Genomic DNA, 18,884 nt, shown 5'->3' with positions numbered 1-18,884 from the left:
TTTCTTTTATGATAAGTAATTGTACAATATAAGATAGATGTTGATAGAAGGGTATGATATGTAATGTCAGAAATGATAAAACTTTTAGTAGTAGATGACGAAGAACGTATCCGTCGATTATTAAAAATGTATTTAGAAAGAGAAGGTTATGTAGTAGAAGAAGCAGAAAATGGACAAATTGCTCTTCAGCTCGCTTTAGAAAATGAATATAATTGTATACTATTAGATATTATGATGCCTGAAAAAGACGGAATCGAAGTGATTACAGAGCTTCGTGAACATAAAGATACGCCAGTTATTCTTCTTACGGCTAAAGGGGAAGAGGCAAACCGAGTAGAGGGATTTGAACTTGGAGCAGATGATTATATCGTAAAACCATTTAGTCCTAGAGAAGTGGTACTTCGTGTAAAAGCACTTTTAAAAAGATCTACTGCTTTTTCTCCTTCCCAATCTGTGTCGATATCCAAGGATGTAGTTGTTTTTCCACATCTAACAATTGACCACGATGCACATCGAGTGACTGCTGACGGGGAAGAGGTTAGTCTTACACCTAAAGAATATGAATTGCTATATTTCCTTGCTAAGGCTCCAGATAAGGTATTTGACCGAGAACAGCTTTTGAAGGAAGTTTGGCATTATGACTTCTTTGGAGATTTACGTACAGTTGATACGCATGTGAAGAGATTACGTGAAAAGCTAAATAGAGTATCCGAAAAAGCTGCAAAAATGATTGTTACTGTATGGGGAGTTGGCTACAAGTTCGAGGTAGGAAATGAATAGGATTTGGAATAGTGTTGTCGGGAAGCTATGGGGAACCATATTGCTTCTCGTCTTATTTGTGTTGTTTATAATTACTGTCCTTATGTTAGAGTTTTTAGAAGATTTCCATACAGAGCAAGCAGAAGAAACCTTGAGGCAGGAAGCCGCAACCATCGGAAAAATCGTAGAACAGCATGATAATGTAGAAGAATCCATTTCTATCATTAGTGATATATTAGGAACAGAAACAAATGCATTAATTGTAGACGATGCGCAATCTGTGTTCCTTTCCATTCATGATGGCTTAAACAAAGAGGTAATTAAAGATAAGATTTTAGACGATGACCAGCTTTCCCAAATTTATACTACTGATAAGACGATTATAAGAAAGATGCTAATGCCTTCCATGAGTGAAGATAACTTAATGGAAAATTATCTTATTCTAGCCTTTCCATTAGAGTCTGAAATACAAACACACGGCGCTGTTTTTATTTATCAAAGCTTAGAGGTAGTAAGTAAAACTTCAAACAACACGACAAGAATTGTGTTCTTATCTGGTTTTATTGCGTTACTGCTTACTACTCTTTTTACGTTTTTCCTTTCTTCAAGAATTACTTCTCCTTTACGTTCTATGCGTGAGGCTGCATTAGAGCTAGCTAAAGGGAACTTTGAAACGAAGGTACCCTATACACAGCGAGATGAGATAGGAGAGCTAGGATCTGCATTTAATCGGATGGGGAAACAGTTAAAGCACCATGTAGAGGTAATCAATCAAGAAAAAGAACAACTGGCTAGCATTTTAACGTCTATGACAGATGCTGTTATTACTATCAATAAGGATTTCCATGTACAAGTCAGCAATCCACAAGCAGAACAACTTCTTACAAAATGGCAAGCTGAAAACAACCAATTGGATGATTCTGAGCTACCAAATGAGCTGCGTCATCTTTTAGAACATGTATTAGAGATAGAAGAAGAGTTGGATGAGGAACTAGAAATTCGAGGAGAGTATTTCTCTGTCTCCATTAGTCTTCTATACAGCAACGAATATGTTCGTGGAGCTGTGGTGGTGCTGCGTAATATGACTGAGCAACATCGTTTAGACAAAATGCGTTCTGACTTTATAGCAAATGTGTCCCATGAGCTGAGAACACCGATTTCAATGCTTCAAGGCTACAGTGAAGCCATTATTGATGAAATTGTAACTACTGAAGAAGATAAAAATGAAATGATACGAGTCATTTATGATGAATCGAAACGAATGGGAAGATTAGTAACAGAATTACTAGATTTAGCAAGATTAGAATCAGGGTATTTGAGTATATATAAGGAAAACGTAGAGATAGTTCCAACTATTGAAAGAATAACACAGAAATTTGATCAAGCTGCTAAAGAGAGTAACGTTCGTTTGAACTTTGAACAGCACATTCCATCAGGTCAACCGTTAGAGATAGAAATAGACGAAGATCGAATGGAGCAAGTGTTAACGAATCTTATCGACAATGCTTTAAGACACACACCAGAAGCAGGTTCTGTGACTGTTCATTTAAGTACTTTAGAAAACCAAATTATTATTAAGGTATCAGACACCGGAGTAGGAATTCCAGAAGAGGATCTTCCTTATATTTTTGAACGTTTTTATAAAGCCGATAAAGCTAGAACTAGAGGGAAGGCTGGAACAGGTCTGGGTCTTGCTATTGCCAAAAATATTGTAGAGAGACATGATGGTTACCTCTCTGCAGAGAGTACGGTTGGGGTAGGTACAACATTTATTGTTCGATTACCCTTTTAGTTAATGTAACAAAACGGGAGATGAAACGACTAATTGAAAGAACGGGGGGAGCCATATGAATGACTCCGTTTTCCACCGCTTGTATGATAGCTATCATCAAGACGTTTTTCAGTTTCTGATCTATTTAGTGAAAAATAGACAGACTGCGGAAGACTTGGTCCAAGAAGTGTACGTTCGTGTTCTAAGAGCCTATAGTAAATTTGAAGGTAAAAGCTCTGAAAAAACATGGTTATTTTCGATTGCTAAAAATGTGGCTATCGATCATTTTCGAAAGCATACAGTTAGAAAGAAAAAGATGTTTGATGCATTTGACTGGGAATCTACGCAGCTTGCATCTAAGGATATGTTACCAGAGGATTTCGCTGTTTTAAATGATGAGATGAAGGCCCTCCTCTTGGCATTAGACACTTGCACAGGTGACCAGAAAATGGTGGTTATTATGCGATACTTCCAAGAGCTTTCTATCTCAGAAACTGCACAAATACTATCTTGGACCGAGGGAAAAGTGAAAACAACCCAGCATCGAGCGATTAAAGCGCTTCGAGAAAAATTATCTAGTCAAAAGAAGGAGGGTAATGTTCAACATGAGTAATAACGAAAAACAGAATGATGATTTAGAAAAGCTCTTAAGCAACATGCCCATCTTTACAGATAATCGCTCGAAGGATGAAGTGTATAATCGCGTTCATTCAGAAATGAAGTCTGCCCACATAGATGTTATCAAGCGTAACAACAAACCGTTTTCAAGATGGATGCCACTTGTAGTTTCTATTGCTGCTGTTTTATTGTTGACGCTCCTGGTCTCTTCTTACTTGGAGACGAGTAATGAAGAATCTGCTTCACAGCATAAAGCTGATGAACAAGCTGATACAATGAGAACGATGGATGTTAATCCAGCCTCTGAGTCGAAAATGGAGAAAGACATGAAAACGACGGAAGAAGCGGAAATAGAGAATAAGGATGAATCATTCAATTCTCTAGCTGTTGAAAGTGAATCATTACCTATTCAACCATTTAATAGTGCAAGGACGGTATATGAGGATGATCTAAACGATGGCGTTGCATTTCATTTTTCATTAACAAAAGAGGCCTATGCATACCCAATTACAATCATTATTTCTAAAGGGAAAATCAATGAAGATTTTCCTGACGGATGGCCAAATAGTCTTCAGTTATATGAGCAGTATGCAAGTGCTATCGATGAAGTTGCTTTAGGCTTTAACGATTATCTGCCTTTTCAAGGTCATTTTGTTTCTGTAGGAGATACACTACAACATTATTTACCTAAAGGTCATGGATATGACGAAGCTTCTGCTACTACAGCTGTTTATGATAATACAATCAGTTATATATTCAACGATTATACCTATTTGGAGCGATTAAATGAAGATGGAACACCTATTAATTGGGATCAGGTAGGCGTTATGGGTAAAGAGAACTTGGTAAACGGAAATAAAAAACAAGTATATTACAAGCAAACCATGAGCAACGGACTGACATTCCTTGTTCCTAAGGGTGTATCCACTGAAGCCCCTTTTACAGAAATGCAAAAATCAGTAAATGATTATTTTACAACTGTAGTGCCTAAAGGTGTTAATTACGAAGTAACAGAAGAAGGCAACACTGTGGTCATAACCTTTGAAGAAACTTTAGATTTGGCAACACTGGAATTCGATGATTCTATTCTAATGATTGAAGCATTTACGTTAACTGCCGCAAGCTTCGATAAAACCATTCGCTTGGAAAATGTCGAGCAGAAGCGATGGGACCGTTTTGATTTGACAACATCTTTAGCAATTCCTATGGGACCTAATGGATATGTCTTGAATAAGAATAAATAATATAGTTGAGTCGACCTGCTATTTAGTAGGTCGATTTTTATGTTATGTGAGAGGAAGGGGATTTTAAGTGGTTGGGTGCCAGGGGGAAGGGTTACCTTTAGGTAGCGTTTTACTAGAGGTTAGGACGTTTTGGATGGTATTAGGTGACACTTTTTGAATCTTAGGTGCGTGAGCGTCATTTAGGTGACGGGTGGTTGATTTTATGTAGCACAACTGGATGGTTTAGGTGCGTTTGGGAGTGTTTTAGGTGACACTTTTTGAATCTTAGGTGCGTAAGCGTCATTTAGGTGACGGGTGTTGATTTTATGTAGCACAACTGGATAGTTTAGGTGCGTTTGGGAGTGTTTTAGGTGACGCTTTTTGATAATAATGTGCGTAGACGCTCTTTAGGAGACACTTCATTGATTTTATGTAGCACAATTTTAGAAGAGTCAAAGAGAAATGCCTTTTATCACCGTTCGCAGGTATTTATCACCGCTCGTGAGGCATTTATCACCGTTCCCGGAAAAAATATCACCGGTAGCATGAATTCCGACGCACAAATACCTCTTATATATCCAGGTGATCCTTCCCAAGTTCAATAACTGGTTCCCACTTTCCATGGCATCAATAATTTGCTTAAAGTAAAACAGTTGTATTGCATATATTAATATAGTTTGATAAAATGATTGTAATTCAAGATATTCTTGAATGACAACAAAATATTGATTCATCTTCGGGGCAGGGTGAAATTCCCGATCGGCGGTAGTAGAAGATTTTTTTCTTGAGCCCGCGAGCCGTTAATGGCAGGATTTGGTTAGATTCCAAAGCCGACAGTATAGTCTGGATGGGAGAAGGTGAAGGTGCAGCTGTTTTTCGTATGCTCTTATACGGATACGCTTATTTAAGTGTACCTTTTTCTCCTTTAAGCTAACGTAATGCTTAAGGGATTTTTTGAGTATGGATAACAAGCTGAACCTTTCTTCTTGTGGAGTGAATCGCAAAAGGAGAGAGGATTTATGGCAAAAAGTAAGACGCGAATGCTTATTGCAATCGCTATGCTGAGTAGTATTTCTTTCGTATTAATGCTGCTTGCATTTCCGTTACCAGTTTTACCAGCTTATTTGAAAATTGACTTTAGTGATATTCCAGCTTTAATTGCTGCAATCACTATGGGACCAGTTGCAGGGGTACTTGTAGCCCTAATGAAAAACGTGTTGGATTGGTTATTCTCAGGAAGTCCTACAGGCGTTCCAGTTGGTCATATGGCTAACTTTGCAACGAGTATCTTGTTTATAACACCTGTTTATATTATTTATCGTAAAGTATCATCTTCTAAAGGGATTGCTTACGGTTTAGGTGTTGGGACTATTTGTATGGCACTTGGTATGAGCTTGTTAAACTATTATGTTTTCTTACCAATGTATTCGTACTTCTTAAATTTCCCTGCTGAAACAGGAACAGCTTTATTTAATTCAATTATTTTAGGTATTTTACCGTTTAACCTTATAAAAGGTATTCTAGTGACTATCGTCATGATCGTTTTATTTAAACGAATGAAGCCATTGCTAGATAAGGTTAGTAAATCGTTTAAAGTACCAAAGACTATTTAATAAATTTTAGATTACTTAAGCTTGCTTGTAATCTTGTCTATAAAAACAAAAAGGCCAAGAATATGAGTTACTCATATTCTTGGCCTTTACTATACTATTCGAATTTAAGTGCGTCGCCTTCAAATGATTCTTCTGAAACTTTAATGGAATCTGTAGGACAGCCTTCAAATGCGTCTTCCATATCCTCCATCAATTCCTCTGGAACTTCTGTTGTCCCCGTGTTATCATCTAAAATAACAAAGGCGATACCTTCATCGTCATAGTCATATATATCTGGAGCAGCTGCTCCACAAGCTCCACATGCGATACATGTATCTTTATCTACTATAGTGTATTTTGCCATTAGTATATTCTCTCCTTTAATTCTACTTATACGAATTAGCTATCTTATTCATTCTAAAGCTGTTTTCATTACTTTTCAACAAAAATACTTTTAAACTGTGAGGTATTTAACTTGTATTTTAGCCAACTATTACTAAATATCATACAAAGTTTTAATGGAGAGCGGTCAGCAATGGCTTCTTTTTATTTATTAAAAGGAAAAAAATCAGGTCAAACGATACAAGATGTGACATATTTTAGTTTGCATCAATATTTCTCTATTTACCCGAAACTCACAAAGGAAGAGTATGAAGAGGAGCTATCTAAGCTCTATGAATACAGCTGGATTGAGCAGCATGACACTCTGCTAAGGGTCAGTGACAAAGGGGAAGCTCAGCTAAAGGGTTATAAAAATCCGCTGTTTAATGGATGGCTATTAAGAGGAAATGAAAAAGTTTTTTGGGGAAGATTAGAATTAGTCATGCAAACACTATCCCACTTTAAGAACAATGAATCAAGATTTATACCAAACCAAAAGGATTATTTTGTTCACCAATTCGTCAAAAACTATTTAAGAGAAAGAGATTATAAATCTGACAAGTTTCAGCAAAGCTTTAAAAGCCAACTTGAACATCTGTTATTGCATCCAAGTGTCGGGGAAATTCATCGGACGTTGCTCATCTATAGACTGAGTGGATATCAAATAAGTGGATTGACGTGGGATCAGCTGGCTATGGCATACGATTCCTCAGTTACAGATATGAAGCTTCAATTTGTAGAAGCGCTACACATTATTTTAACTAACTTAAATGAAGTAGACCATCCTGATTTAACCCAATTAGCACAAGATATTTTTGTACATAATCCTTTGACCCAATCTGCCTTAAAAACAGAACAGCTTTTAACACAAGGCTATTCTTTACAAGAAATCGCCTCTATCAGATCTCTTAAGGTAAATACGATAGAAGATCATTTAATAGAAATCGCTTCTACTAATAAAACTATGTCTCTTACACCTTTTATTTCAGAAGAAGATATACATCGAGTGTTGATGATCTCTACTAAAAATAAAACGAAAAAATTGAAAATAATCCGAGATAGTTTACCAGAACTAAGTTATTTTCAAATTAGATTAGCTTTAGCTCTTGAAAGGAGTGTATGAAAATGGATCAGCTTCAGCACATACTTCAGACTCGATTCGGTTATGCAGAATTTCGAGAAGGGCAAAGAGAAATTATTGAACGAGTATTGTCGGGAGAGGACGTTGTAGCTATTTTGCCAACGGGAATGGGGAAATCATTATTATTCCAATTGCCCGCCTATTTAATGGATGGAGCAGTTCTAGTCATTTCTCCATTGCTCTCCTTAATGCAGGACCAGGTGGAGCAGCTTAAAATGCTAGGTGAAAAACGAGTGGTGGCGATCAACTCCTTTTTATCCTTTGAACAAAGAGAAGAAGCATTATCTCGACTGAGAACATATAAATTTATATTTACATCACCAGAAATGTTGCAAAACGAGTATTTTCAACAAAGGCTTTCTAGTATTTCAATTGCGTTCATAGTAGCAGATGAAGCGCATTGTATTTCTCAATGGGGCTTTGACTTTAGACCAGATTATCTAAGAATTTCTAAATCACTTCAGGCATTCCGACATGTGAACGTGCTGGCTTTAACTGCTACTGCTACCAATGAAGTGATAAAGGACATTGAACATACATTATTGATGAAAGAGCCATTTGAGTATATCCATTCCTTAGATCGGCCTTATATTGCCTATGAATCCTATCAGGTAGAAAACCAAAAAGAAAAGCTGACCTGGATTATAAATAGAGTCACTAACACAACTGGTCCTGGGATTATCTATAGCCAGTCTAGAAAGAAAACACAATTTTATGCCCAGGAGCTTCAAAAAAAGGGAGTAAAGGTTGCTTATTATCACTCGAAAATGGATCAAGAGGATCGTATTCTTATCCAGCAGCAATTCCAGCAAGGACATCTAGATTGGATTTGCGCTACAAATGCATTTGGTATGGGAATACATAAGGATAACATTAGGCAAATTATTCATGATCATATACCAACCTCTATCGCTAACTATATGCAAGAGGTAGGGAGGGCTGCGAGGGACGGGAAACAGTCGATTGCGACGATTCTTTATATGCAATCTGATGTAGAACAAGCCTATTTTGTAGCCATGCAAGAATTTCCAGAGGAACAGGATATTGAAGTTGCTTATCGGAAAAGTGATCAGGTAGTTTTATCAGAAACGACACAAAGAATACTAGATTACTGGAAAAAGGAGCTATCCCAACAAGAAACCATTAATCTTTTTCAACGGATTCGACAAAAAAAGTGGAGAGAAATACAAGATTTGTACACCCTTTTACAGAATGAGGTTTGTATAAGGGAACAATTATTAGCTCATTTTGGTCAAAGGTTAACAAGGAAGCCCAAAAATTGTTGTTCAAAATGTACTCTAAATCTTCAGGAAATATTTCGGCTACACGAAAAAACCACTGTTAATACTACTAAACTTGACTGGAAAAGTAGATTAAATAGTCTCTTATAGCTCTTAACGACATTTACATTTTCAACAAAATTCGTCATAATAGTAGTATAAGTGGAAGAATGGAGTTTGAAAAAATGAGTAAAGATGATTATCAAAAAAAAATAGAAGAGCATAGACAATCCATTGGGGTAGAAAATGAATCATCCGAATTGAGAAGAAGCAGAAGAAATGCTACTGGTAAGAAGAAAAAGAAAAAAAACCTTCTTTTACCAACCTTATTTGCAATTTTTATATTATTGCCAGCAAGTTTTTTAATCTACGTCCAGTTTATCTATGTGCCTGATAAAGAAGAGACAACAACCGAAGAGGCTAGAATTGAAGTGGAAACAAAACCAATCTCTAATTCAAATGAGACAGATGAGAAAGATGAAGAGGTTACCGAGCAACCAGTTCAAACAGAAAAAATAGAAGAAACAAAGCCAGAAGAGTCCACTGAGGTTGCTCAATCTACTCCTGCAGTAGCACCTGCACCTGTAGAAAAGGAAGAACCGAAAGCACCAGTGCAGGCAGAACCTAAGAAGGAAGAAAAAGTTGAAAAGCCTAAAACCGAGGCTAAAACGCATATTGTTAAAGGAAACGAGACTTTATACCGAATAGCAATGAACTACTATAAAAATCCAGAAGCAGTTGAAAAAATTAAAGCTGCAAATGGTCTAGCTTCGAATGAAATTTATGAAGGACAAAAATTAATCCTGCCATAATGTAGAGATAGCAGGATAAATAACCTTTTTATAGAATATATAAGTATAGACCTATAGAGAAAGAGGTGTTTGCATGTTTGTAAAAAGTGTTATGATCCCGAAGGAAAAATGCTTAACGATTAGTGGAGAATCTTCCGTATTGGATGCTTTAAATGAACTGGAAGCTAAGGATATTGATGCCCTACCAATTATTGAGTCTGGAAAATACTTAGGGATGTTCAATAAGTATCTGTTATATAAGGCGTATTTTTACAGTGATACAGATAAAGAAACGTTTTTAAAACAGACAAAAGTGTCAGATGTAGTGACTAGGGAAGATACCTTTGTCAAAACAAGTGATGTATTCGAGCAAGCGTTTATGAAATTATATGATTTTCCAATTCTTGCAGTAGTAGAGGATGAGAAATTTTTAGGTCTTGTCACTCGATACGATACGATACATCAATTTAAGAGTGCCTTTGGAATGAATACGAAGGGAACAAGAATTGCCTTTACTTCGGTGGAATCAGAAGGAAGAATTTTGAAAGTGTCTGATATTCTTCACAAGTATCACACTTCAGTAATATCCTTAGTTACTTTTGATGAAACTGACAAGCTTGTGCGTCGAATCGTTCTTAAGATTGATAACGAACAGAAATTAGATCGTATTATCCATGACCTAGAAAAATCAGGCTTCCGGGTGTTACATATAGACAAGGATGAGTAATATAGATCGGTTCAAAGGCAGGGGTCATTCCCTGTCTTTTTGCTTGGAAGAGGGTAAAGTGAATAGTTTGGCTTTGCCTTGAACCTCGTGGTCAAACAGGAATATAGTAGCTTAAGGGCTATTCTAAACTTTTGATATGATTTACGGGTAAGGTATAGAAGCTTTTGCTTTTCTTATTTGGTTTAGGGGGAATATAATAAGTGTTATCGATAGGAATCACCATTGTTATTGCAGGTATCATTCTCTTCCTTTACATGCTTTTTCTAGCAATTCAAACGAATGTAAAAGAACATCAGCTCCTTGTGAAAGAAATGCCAAAAGGGACACAACTGAATATATTTTTTATTTCTGATATACATCGCAGAAAAATAGATGATACATTAATCCATTCCATCATAGGAAAGGTAGATTTAGTAATCATAGGAGGGGACCTGACAGAAAAGGGTGTACCTTTGATGAGGACAAAGCTCAATTTACAACAATTAAAAAAGCTTGGTCCTGTTTTTTATGTATTTGGAAATAATGATCGTGAAGTAGGCGAATCTAACTTATTGTCTATATTTCAAGAGCTAGACATTCAAATGTTAAATAACACTTCTGTCACGATCTCCGAAGGAAAGATGCCTATTCGCTTAGTAGGGATAAATGATGGGTTTGTAGGGAAAGTAATTATTGCAGATGCATTTAATCTGGTGGAAGAAAAGGATATTACCATATTTGTTAGTCATGCACCGGCATTTTTCCATTCCGCTCTTAAGGTAAGTAAGCCTCGGCTAATGCTAGCTGGGCATTTACACGGCGGACAAATTCGTATAGGACCTATTGGTATATACGAGAAAGGTTCCTACCGATTAAAAGAAAATCGCGCAGAATTAATAAGTAATGGATTTGGTACTACCGGAGTGCCACTGCGCTTAGGAGCTAAATCTGAGTGTCATATCATAACCCTTCATAACATGGAGAGATAGACATATAGTAAGAAAGGAAGTTTTATACGTGGAACAAGTTTTAGATGTAGTGGTAATTGGAGGCGGTCCTTGTGGGCTATCAGCAGCAATTTCTACTCAAGAAATGGGATTAGAAACGCTCGTTATTGAGAAAGGAAATGTGGTGAATGCTATCTTCAACTATCCTACTCATCAAACTTTTTTTAGTACGAGTGAAAAGCTCTCCATTGGAGATGTACCTTTTATCGTAGAAGAAAGAAAACCAAAAAGAAACCAGGCTTTGGTTTATTATCGTGAGGTAGTGAAACGTAAAGATATTCAAGTTAACAAATATGAGCAAGTGGAACGTGTTGAAAGGTCTACCGATTATTTTCAAGTAACTACCTCTAAGGGTTCTTACAAAGCTAAGAGCGTCATTGTAGCTACAGGTTATTACGACCATCCTAATTACATGGGAATACCCGGAGAGGATCTCCCGAAGGTATTTCACTACTTTAAAGAAGGACATCCATACTTCTCCCAAGATGTTTTAGTAATTGGAGGTAAAAACTCAGCAATCGATGCTGCTCTTGAGCTAAATAAAGCAGGAGCAAATGTTACAGTGGTATATCGCAGGGGACAATACTCTTCAAGCATTAAGCCATGGGTTTTACCAGAGTTCGAGGGATGTGTAAGAAATAACGAAATCCAAATGCACTTTAATACTGAGGTCTTATCTATTGAAGAAAACAAAGTAACATTAAAAGGAACAGAGGGCGAGTTTGACATTGAAAATGATTTTGTTTTTGCTATGACGGGCTATCATCCTGACCATTCTTTTTTAGAAAAAATGGGAGTAGCCATTGATAACGAAAGTGGAAGACCATCGCATAATCCAGAAACCATGGAAACAAATGTGGAGGGTATTTTTATTGCGGGAGTAATAGCAGCAGGAAATAATGCTAACGAAATTTTTATAGAAAACGGTCGCTTCCATGGTGAGCTGATAGCTAAAGAAATTAAAAGAAAAGAAGAAAGCGTATAGACTTTTCTTCTTTTCAAATGAAAGTGAATTAATTTCTTTACTATAGCTTACCAATTTACAGGACTATTTTTTTTAATACCTCAAGAGAAAAATCTCTCGAGGTATTTGTTTTTTTGAGAGCTTTTATTAGCTCTGTTCACGGGGGTACATAGCTCCAGCGCTTATTAAGCTTGTACCTATTGAATTATCACAGACTTTTTATCTTACCTAGTAAATATACTAAGGAGGGCTTGTTTTGGATCTGGATGATTTAAGGCGATTAGTAAAGCTAGTCTAGCTTTTTGACCGTTTAAACCTTGAGCAAAAATGACTCCTATCTCCTTTAAACCTTTCCCGCCACCCATATAACCGTAAACGTCTTGGGCAATTCCATTAAAGCACCTCGATACAAGAACAATAGGGATGTCCTTACTCAATAAATCCTGAATTGCTGGTACTAGGCTAGGTGGTACATTGCCTTGGCCCAATCCTTCTAAAACTATCCCATCATATCCAACATTTACTGCTGCTTCTAGGAGATCTGCTTCCATCCCTGCATAGACTTTAAACAAAGCAACCTTCTTGTTAATCTGTTGAATTGGAAAAACAGGCTGATGATTAGGTGTGTGATGAAAATATACAATAGACTTAGAGATAAATCCGATAGGACCATATTGCGGACTTTGAAATGTGCTAACGTTGCTGGCATGTGTTTTCGTAACATTTACCGCAGTATGTATTTCATCATTTAATACAACTAAAACACCTTTTCCAACTGCATCATCAGATGAAGCGACTTGGATAGCTGACACTAAATTATATAAGCCATCTGATCCTATTTCATTAGCAGATCTCATTGCCCCAGTAAGCACGATAGGAATGGCTGGTCCAATCGTTAAATCTAAAAAATATGCAGTTTCCTCTAAAGTATCTGTACCGTGAGTGATTACCACTCCATCAATTTCACCTTTAACGATATATTGATCAATTAATTCTTTTATACGGAACATCTCAAAGGGAGTTATATGTGGGGAAGGAAGATTGAATATTTCCAGCTCAATAATATGTGCTAGGCTATTTAATTTCTCTGCTTCTACCAGTAATGGATTGCTATCTGAAGGTACTACTGCACCAGTTTCTGCATTTACCTGCATTGAAATAGTTCCGCCGGTATGGATAAGTAAGATATTTTTCATTGATATAACCTCCAGAAATTTAACAAAATGAGAAGAAATTAATGTATAATATAAATAGTAAAATGGAAGGAGTAAGATCATGTTCGTACTACTTTCCTGTGCGATTGCACCGGCTCTTGCGCTTTTAAGTTATTTCTATCTTCGTAGAGAAATTGCCGAAGAACCTTCAAGGCTTTTGTTACATACATTTATTTATGGTGCTATATTAACATTCCCAATTATGTTTATCCAGCACGTATTAAACGAGGAGCATTTGTTTACTTCTCTTTTTTTTCGGAATGTCCTCGTGACAAGTACATTAGAGGAATTTTTTAAATGGCTAATAATAATAGTGGCCTTATATAAGCATGTTGAGTTTGATGACCCATATGATGGAATTCTCTATGGTGCGAGTGTTTCTTTAGGATTTGCAACCGTAGAAAATATCTTATATCTTTTGAACTACGGAATGGGAGAGGCTTTTTTAAGAGCTTTGTTACCTGTTTCGAGTCATGCATTATTTGGTGTAGTTATGGGATATTATATAGGTAGAGCTAAGTTTACCTCTATAAAAAAAATAAGGCTTGAACTTTTCTTTGCTTTAATCGCCCCACTCTTTCTACACATTATCTATAATAGCATACTGACTTTCACAGGGTTAGAGATATTGCTGATGGTCCCGTTTATGTTATTCTTATGGGTTTTTGGCTTGTCGAAAGTAAAGCAAGCTCATATTTTATCTCGGAGAACTAGATTTGAAAAACACGAATATTTTATTAGGGAAGATCCTACCTAACTTTAAGAAGATAGAAGTCATGACTAAATAAATAGGTCATGACTTTTTTGTATGGTAATTTACTTTGGATATGTTAAAGGGTTGGGTTGATTTATAATGCAAAGAAATTTTTAAATCAGAGAGTAGAATTGATTTCCGCCCCAGCCGGACGCTTTCCGCGGGGTGAACGATAAGCCATCACCCATCGCTTACGCGCGTGGTTGTGATGTCTTATCTGTCTCCCTCATCCCTGCTTATGTCGCCGTCTGGAGCTACAATCAATAAATGGGAACAGCTTTAGCATCTATAAATCGAAACAATATACTCGCATAAACAAAATGTTCCTTTTTTAATGTTTACATTCACTATTAAAAAGAATTGTTAGTCAAAATCAACCAATAACTTTAACAAAGTTTTTACTTTTTAATTTCTGTTTTCATGAAAGTTATCATGTATAAATCACTCCTGTTTAACCAAGCTAGTTAAAAAGGAGAGATGACTTATGAAACAGCTAAAATATGTTCTTATTGGCGTAATCTTTTTTACAGCTAGCTATATGTTCTTAACTCAAGAGCAAACTACTCAAGCGTTCTCCGAGCAAACTGTTCAGCGTGGAGCATTTGGAGACGATGTAATTGAATTACAAGCCAGATTACAATACATAGGCTATTACACCGGGGAAATTGACGGTAAATTTGGTTATGGCACGTATTGGGCTCTTCGAAACTTCCAAGAAGCATTTGGTTTGCCAGTGGATGGTCTTTTAGGACAAGGAACTAAGGACAAGCTAGTGAAGGCTACAAAGTTTGACAAAGAATATGTACATGATCAAATCAATAAGGGTAATCGTTTCTCAGTACATGGAAATACAAACCAGAACCAACAAGCGAATAATAAAAAACCTGAAAGTACAAATATGCAGCTACCACCGAAGTATAGTGAAAAAGATTTAAAGCTGATTGCTAACGCAGTTTATGGAGAATCACGAGGGGAGCCGTATGAAGGGCAAGTAGCCGTTGCAGCGGTAATCCTTAATCGAGTAGAACACCCGGACTTTCCAAATACTATTAGTGAAGTGATCTTCCAACCTTTAGCATTCACTGCAGTAGCTGATGGACAAATTTGGCTAGAGCCGAACGAGCGAGCTAAAGAAGCAGTACTAGACGCATTAAATGGATGGGATCCTTCAGAAAACGCAATTTACTATTTCAATCCTGAAACTGCTACTAGTAAGTGGATCTGGTCAAGACCACATATCAAAAAAATTGGACAGCATATTTTTTGCTCATAAGGAGACTATATGAAAAAATTTGGATGGGTAATCGCTATAGCTGCTCTTGCCGTATTTGTTGTTTATCATTTTTCAGTACAAGAACAAAACACCAACCTTAAGAATGCTTTAGCAAGTCAATATTCGAATGAATTAAATTCTGCCTCCGAAAAACTGACTGAATTAAGTGATTCCATTGATGAAACATTGATATTTAAAGATAAAGAGTCATTAGATCGTCCGCTGGAGGATGTATGGAGACTGTCTTCAGATATTCGAGCATCTATTTCAGGGCTACCTATAGATCAGGAAACTTCCTCAAGCTGGTTGAACTATTTAACGAGAATAGGTAATGGAGCTACTCAAGTTAGAACAGGAAAAGTACCAATCGAAGAGTGGCAAGGAAATATGGTAAGTGCACGTGAAAATTTAAGGAGCTTAGCCGACCAATGGGCATTCACAAATAGAAACGATGGAAACAAAGATTACATTGTTAGTTCCTTTGTACAAAATAAAGTTAATAAAGAAAACGAAAAGAATTGGAAATCCCTTGGAGCATCTGTAAAAGCGTATACGGAAAGCGATTTTCCAATGACAGCAAGTGAAACCGATCAACAGAAGAAAAAAGACTTACAACATATTTCGGATAAACCAGTAAGCGTAGAGGATGTAAAAGCAAAGTTTGCAAAGATTTTTCCAGAACTAGCGGATGCCAAAATTTATGTTACAGAAAGTGGAAAGGATGCTCCATATCCCTTCTACCATATTGAATTTCATAAAGACATTCGTATTGGTTACGCTGATTTTACAAAAAAGGGAGGCCATTTATTATCCTTTCTAATGGAAAGACCTTTTGATAAAAATACTATTGATACGGAAAGCATGAAGAAAAATGCTTTGGATTATATGAAAAAGTTAGGGTATACAGATACGGAGCTTATAGAATTCCGTGAAAACCACATTGGGTGGCATTTAGCGTTTGCTCGGAAGGACGCAGAAAATGATGCAATCGTTTATGCAGATGGATTACAATTAAAAATTGCAAAAGACAATGGAGAATTACTAGGCTTAAATGCAATGGAGTACATTCAAGAGGAAAAAATAGCTAAACAAAAAGTAATTCCTTTAGATTATAAAACCATATTCGCTGATAATTTAAAAATAGAAGAAGCAAAAATGGCTTACGTTGAGAATGATCAATTACAGCAGCGTCTAGCATATGAGTTACTAACTCGAAGCGAAGACATTGGAACATATAGAGTGTATATTGATACAGAATCACATGAGATTCTGCATTCAGAAAAATTACCTTAAAATAATATATAGAATTCTCCCTCTTTAAATGTCATAATAAAATTAATATGACATTTAAGAGGGTAAAAATTATGCAAATTAAACTAGGAACAAATTTAATAGTTGAGCCAACTTTCACAGAGAAGGCTGAGAAATATCGTTGTAAAGTAGTAGATATGGATGATCATTTTATATATGTAGATTATCCTATAGATACTATTACCAACAAAACCGTTGTCATGATGGAAGGTACTCAGTTACGTGCCACGTTTATAGAAGAAACGAAATCTGTCTTTGCTTTTCCAACAGAAGTGTTAGGAAGAAAGTTAGGACAAATTCCAATGATAAGACTGTCTTATCCTGACACGGAAGACTTTATGAAAATACAGCGTCGTAATTTTGTAAGAGTTGTATCACCAATTGATATTGCTATTCAATTTGGAGATGAAAAATATCAATCGGTAACTGATGACATAAGTGCGGGTGGGGTAGCCATCATTCTAAATGAGGAAGTGAAATTTAGTGGTGGAGATGAGGTATCTTTAATTATTCCATTATCTTTTAATAATGGAGAAATGAGATATGTATTTACTACTGCTTTAGTCATACGCATCTGGGAGAGAGAATCGTTAAAAATTGCGTCTTTACAATTTACGAATACAGATGATTTGGACAGGCAACAAATCGTTCGTTTTTGCTTTGAAAGACAGTTGCTTATGCGAAAAAAAGGACTAAGTTAAAAGTCTGTATTTACAGGCTTTTTTTTTTCGTATTATTCTGTGATAAAATATAGGCAAATAGAGTGGAGGATAAAATGATGAAACAAATTCAAATAGCGATTGACGGTCCAGCAGCGGCGGGTAAAAGTACGATAGCGAAGCAGACGGCTGAATTATTAGGTTATACATATGTGGATACAGGAGCAATGTACCGAGCAATTACGTATAAAGCACTTCAACTTAACATAAATTTGCAAGATGGAAGCAAACTAACTGAGCTTCTAAAAGATACCTCTATTGAGCTTAAGCCATCTTCTAAAGGACAACTTGTGTTTTTAGATAACGTGGAAGTAACGGACCAAATACGTTCAAAAGAAGTCACTTCGAACGTATCAGTTGTAGCAGCACATGCTGATTTAAGAGAAGAAATGGTGAAAAGACAGATTGAGATGGGTAAATCTGGCGGAGTGGTAATGGATGGACGAGATATTGGAACACACGTCCTTACAAATGCTGAACTTAAAATATTTATGTCTGCAAGTGTTGAAGAAAGAGCAAACAGAAGATTTCTAGAAAACGAAAAAAGAGGAATTCATACAAGCTTAGAAGAATTAATTCATGATATAGCATTAAGAGATAAATTGGATAGCGAGAGAGAAGCATCTCCTCTCATCAAAGCAAAAGACGCTATTTTCATTGATACCACATCTCTTACGATTCATGAAGTTTCTAATAAGATTATGCAGTTGGCAAAAGAAAGGATGGTTTAATTGGAACTGTATTCCTTTGCGAAAACAATTGTTTTTGCAGCGTTAAAACCAATATATAGATTTGAAGTAATAGGGGCTGAAAATTTCCCAAAAGAGGGAGGGATTTTACTATGCTCAAACCATATAGAAAATTTAGATCCTCCTGTCGTTGGGATTAACGCACCACGACCTGTTAACTTCATGGCAAAGGAAGAGCTTTTTAGAATACCTGTATTAAAAAGTTTACTACCGGGCGTAAGAGCATTCCCAGTAAAAAGAGGAATGAGCGACCGTGATGCGCTTCGAAAAGCGTTAAAGCTTTTAAAAGAAGGAGAGGTTGTAGGTCTTTTTCCAGAAGGAACAAGAAGTAAGGATGGAAAGCTAGGAAAAGGTTTTAGTGGTGCTGGTTTTTTTGCCCTTAGAGGAAATGCAAACGTAGTGCCATGTGCAATTATTGGGCCATATAAACCTTTTAGACGTTTAAAAATAGTTTTTGGAGAAGTTATAGATATGGAGCCGTACAGAGAAAGAAGAGCTTCTGCAGATGAAGTTACAGAAGTTATTATGGAACACATCGGTAAAATACTAGACCAATATAAAACTAAATGATTTTAAATACTTTAATCTGTTCTTAACACATCTTTAATGGCTACAGTGTGGCGGACTCTCA

General features: G+C 36.4%; 19 protein-coding genes, 1 pseudogene and 1 riboswitch. Of the genes and pseudogenes, 18 read left to right on the top strand and 2 right to left on the bottom strand.

Annotated elements, in window-relative coordinates:
* The first annotated feature begins 63 nt into the window (after positions 1–63).
* From MKX96_RS11730 to MKX96_RS11705, 6 genes and pseudogenes are all read left to right on the top strand, one after another.
* Positions 64–780, top strand: coding sequence for a response regulator transcription factor (locus tag MKX96_RS11730; RefSeq protein ID WP_169361303.1), 717 nt, complete (start codon positions 64–66; stop codon positions 778–780).
* Positions 773–2,551, top strand: coding sequence for an ATP-binding protein (locus MKX96_RS11725; protein WP_340883723.1), 1,779 nt, complete (start codon positions 773–775; stop codon positions 2,549–2,551). The genes MKX96_RS11730 and MKX96_RS11725 overlap by 8 nt, the downstream gene beginning before the upstream one ends.
* Before the next feature lie 49 nt (positions 2,552–2,600).
* Positions 2,601–3,143, top strand: a pseudogene (sigX, locus tag MKX96_RS11720) (RNA polymerase sigma factor SigX); the annotation flags it as partial.
* Positions 3,136–4,392 carry a hypothetical protein gene (locus MKX96_RS11715; protein ID WP_340883722.1) on the top strand — a complete coding sequence of 419 codons (1,257 nt, stop codon included), beginning with the start codon at positions 3,136–3,138 and terminating at the stop codon, positions 4,390–4,392. The pseudogene sigX and the gene MKX96_RS11715, both read left to right, overlap by 8 nt.
* A 350-nt stretch (positions 4,393–4,742) precedes the next feature.
* Positions 4,743–4,976 carry a hypothetical protein gene (locus MKX96_RS11710; RefSeq protein WP_340883720.1) on the top strand — a complete coding sequence of 78 codons (234 nt, stop codon included), beginning with the start codon at positions 4,743–4,745 and terminating at the stop codon, positions 4,974–4,976.
* 123 nt (positions 4,977–5,099) lie between these two features.
* A riboswitch (FMN riboswitch) is annotated at positions 5,100–5,234 on the top strand.
* 156 nt (positions 5,235–5,390) lie between these two features.
* A complete protein-coding gene (locus MKX96_RS11705; RefSeq protein ID WP_251555945.1) occupies positions 5,391–5,984 on the top strand; it encodes an ECF transporter S component in 594 nt (197 codons plus the stop codon).
* A gap of 94 nt (positions 5,985–6,078) precedes the next feature.
* On the opposite strand, the gene MKX96_RS11700 is transcribed toward MKX96_RS11705, so the two are convergent.
* Entirely contained in the window at positions 6,079–6,327 is a 249-nt protein-coding gene (locus MKX96_RS11700) for a ferredoxin (RefSeq protein WP_169359599.1), read from the bottom strand.
* Positions 6,328–6,498: 171 nt separating this feature from the next.
* On the opposite strand from MKX96_RS11700, the gene MKX96_RS11695 reads away from it, so the two are divergent.
* The 6 genes from MKX96_RS11695 (at position 6,499) to MKX96_RS11670 (ending at position 12,254) form a co-directional block, all read left to right on the top strand.
* Positions 6,499–7,467 carry a helix-turn-helix domain-containing protein gene (locus tag MKX96_RS11695; RefSeq protein WP_298471213.1) on the top strand — a complete coding sequence of 323 codons (969 nt, stop codon included), beginning with the start codon at positions 6,499–6,501 and terminating at the stop codon, positions 7,465–7,467.
* A gap of 2 nt (positions 7,468–7,469) precedes the next feature.
* Positions 7,470–8,876, top strand: coding sequence for a RecQ family ATP-dependent DNA helicase (locus MKX96_RS11690; RefSeq protein WP_340883717.1), 1,407 nt, complete (start codon positions 7,470–7,472; stop codon positions 8,874–8,876).
* Between the two features lie 74 nt (positions 8,877–8,950).
* Positions 8,951–9,577 (top strand): LysM peptidoglycan-binding domain-containing protein, encoded by a 627-nt coding sequence (locus MKX96_RS11685; RefSeq protein WP_298471209.1) that lies wholly within the window; start codon positions 8,951–8,953, stop codon positions 9,575–9,577.
* Positions 9,578–9,650: 73 nt separating this feature from the next.
* Positions 9,651–10,283 carry a CBS domain-containing protein gene (locus tag MKX96_RS11680; RefSeq protein ID WP_169359595.1) on the top strand — a complete coding sequence of 211 codons (633 nt, stop codon included), beginning with the start codon at positions 9,651–9,653 and terminating at the stop codon, positions 10,281–10,283.
* A 200-nt stretch (positions 10,284–10,483) separates the two neighbouring features.
* Entirely contained in the window at positions 10,484–11,251 is a 768-nt protein-coding gene (locus MKX96_RS11675) for a metallophosphoesterase (protein ID WP_298471207.1), read from the top strand.
* Positions 11,252–11,279: 28 nt separating this feature from the next.
* Positions 11,280–12,254, top strand: coding sequence for a YpdA family putative bacillithiol disulfide reductase (locus MKX96_RS11670; RefSeq protein WP_251555930.1), 975 nt, complete (start codon positions 11,280–11,282; stop codon positions 12,252–12,254).
* 203 nt (positions 12,255–12,457) lie between these two features.
* Here the strand turns inward: MKX96_RS11670 and MKX96_RS11665 are convergent, their stop codons facing one another.
* Positions 12,458–13,429, bottom strand: a complete 972-nt coding sequence (locus MKX96_RS11665) for an asparaginase (RefSeq protein ID WP_251555927.1) — start codon at positions 13,427–13,429, stop codon at positions 12,458–12,460.
* A 79-nt stretch (positions 13,430–13,508) separates the two neighbouring features.
* Here MKX96_RS11665 and prsW point away from each other — a divergent pair, with 79 nt between their 5' ends.
* The 6 genes from prsW (at position 13,509) to MKX96_RS11635 (ending at position 18,823) form a co-directional block, all read left to right on the top strand.
* Entirely contained in the window at positions 13,509–14,204 is a 696-nt protein-coding gene (gene prsW, locus MKX96_RS11660) for a glutamic-type intramembrane protease PrsW (protein WP_340883716.1), read from the top strand.
* A 535-nt stretch (positions 14,205–14,739) separates the two neighbouring features.
* Positions 14,740–15,474, top strand: coding sequence for a spore cortex-lytic enzyme (gene sleB, locus MKX96_RS11655; RefSeq protein ID WP_240949706.1), 735 nt, complete (start codon positions 14,740–14,742; stop codon positions 15,472–15,474).
* A 9-nt stretch (positions 15,475–15,483) separates the two neighbouring features.
* Entirely contained in the window at positions 15,484–16,767 is a 1,284-nt protein-coding gene (locus MKX96_RS11650; RefSeq protein WP_169359589.1) for a PepSY1/2 domain-containing protein, read from the top strand.
* 71 nt (positions 16,768–16,838) lie between these two features.
* The gene (locus MKX96_RS11645; protein ID WP_340883714.1) at positions 16,839–17,486 is read left to right on the top strand and encodes a flagellar brake protein; all 648 of its coding nucleotides are present in this window, start codon (positions 16,839–16,841) and stop codon (positions 17,484–17,486) included.
* Between the two features lie 74 nt (positions 17,487–17,560).
* On the top strand, positions 17,561–18,235 hold the full coding sequence (cmk, locus tag MKX96_RS11640; RefSeq protein WP_205964054.1) for a (d)CMP kinase: 675 nt from the start codon (positions 17,561–17,563) through the stop codon (positions 18,233–18,235).
* Positions 18,236–18,823, top strand: coding sequence for a lysophospholipid acyltransferase family protein (locus MKX96_RS11635; RefSeq protein ID WP_169359587.1), 588 nt, complete (start codon positions 18,236–18,238; stop codon positions 18,821–18,823).
* Positions 18,824–18,884 lie beyond the last annotated feature (61 nt).

This window comes from Psychrobacillus sp. FSL W7-1493 (assembly GCF_038004905.1).
Lineage (GTDB): Bacteria > Bacillota > Bacilli > Bacillales_A > Planococcaceae > Psychrobacillus.
Note: the sequence above shows the minus strand (reverse complement) of the source record. Positions and strands in the feature narration are given on the sequence as shown.

Excerpts from the sequence above, each read along its gene's own strand:
- MKX96_RS11680 (WP_169359595.1), top strand. The coding sequence starts at position 9,651 with ATGTTTGTAAAAAGTGTTATGATCCCGAAGGAAAAATGCTTAACGATT.
- MKX96_RS11650 (WP_169359589.1), top strand. The coding sequence starts at position 15,484 with ATGAAAAAATTTGGATGGGTAATCGCTATAGCTGCTCTTGCCGTATTT.
- cmk (WP_205964054.1), top strand. The coding sequence starts at position 17,561 with ATGATGAAACAAATTCAAATAGCGATTGACGGTCCAGCAGCGGCGGGT.
- MKX96_RS11700 (WP_169359599.1), bottom strand. The coding sequence starts at position 6,327 with ATGGCAAAATACACTATAGTAGATAAAGATACATGTATCGCATGTGGA.
- MKX96_RS11665 (WP_251555927.1), bottom strand. The coding sequence starts at position 13,429 with ATGAAAAATATCTTACTTATCCATACCGGCGGAACTATTTCAATGCAG.
- MKX96_RS11725 (WP_340883723.1), top strand. The coding sequence starts at position 773 with ATGAATAGGATTTGGAATAGTGTTGTCGGGAAGCTATGGGGAACCATA.
- sleB (WP_240949706.1), top strand. The coding sequence starts at position 14,740 with ATGTTCTTAACTCAAGAGCAAACTACTCAAGCGTTCTCCGAGCAAACT.
- MKX96_RS11730 (WP_169361303.1), top strand. The coding sequence starts at position 64 with ATGTCAGAAATGATAAAACTTTTAGTAGTAGATGACGAAGAACGTATC.
- MKX96_RS11695 (WP_298471213.1), top strand. The coding sequence starts at position 6,499 with ATGGCTTCTTTTTATTTATTAAAAGGAAAAAAATCAGGTCAAACGATA.
- MKX96_RS11685 (WP_298471209.1), top strand. The coding sequence starts at position 8,951 with ATGAGTAAAGATGATTATCAAAAAAAAATAGAAGAGCATAGACAATCC.
- MKX96_RS11705 (WP_251555945.1), top strand. The coding sequence starts at position 5,391 with ATGGCAAAAAGTAAGACGCGAATGCTTATTGCAATCGCTATGCTGAGT.
- MKX96_RS11715 (WP_340883722.1), top strand. The coding sequence starts at position 3,136 with ATGAGTAATAACGAAAAACAGAATGATGATTTAGAAAAGCTCTTAAGC.
- prsW (WP_340883716.1), top strand. The coding sequence starts at position 13,509 with ATGTTCGTACTACTTTCCTGTGCGATTGCACCGGCTCTTGCGCTTTTA.
- MKX96_RS11645 (WP_340883714.1), top strand. The coding sequence starts at position 16,839 with ATGCAAATTAAACTAGGAACAAATTTAATAGTTGAGCCAACTTTCACA.
- MKX96_RS11690 (WP_340883717.1), top strand. The coding sequence starts at position 7,470 with ATGGATCAGCTTCAGCACATACTTCAGACTCGATTCGGTTATGCAGAA.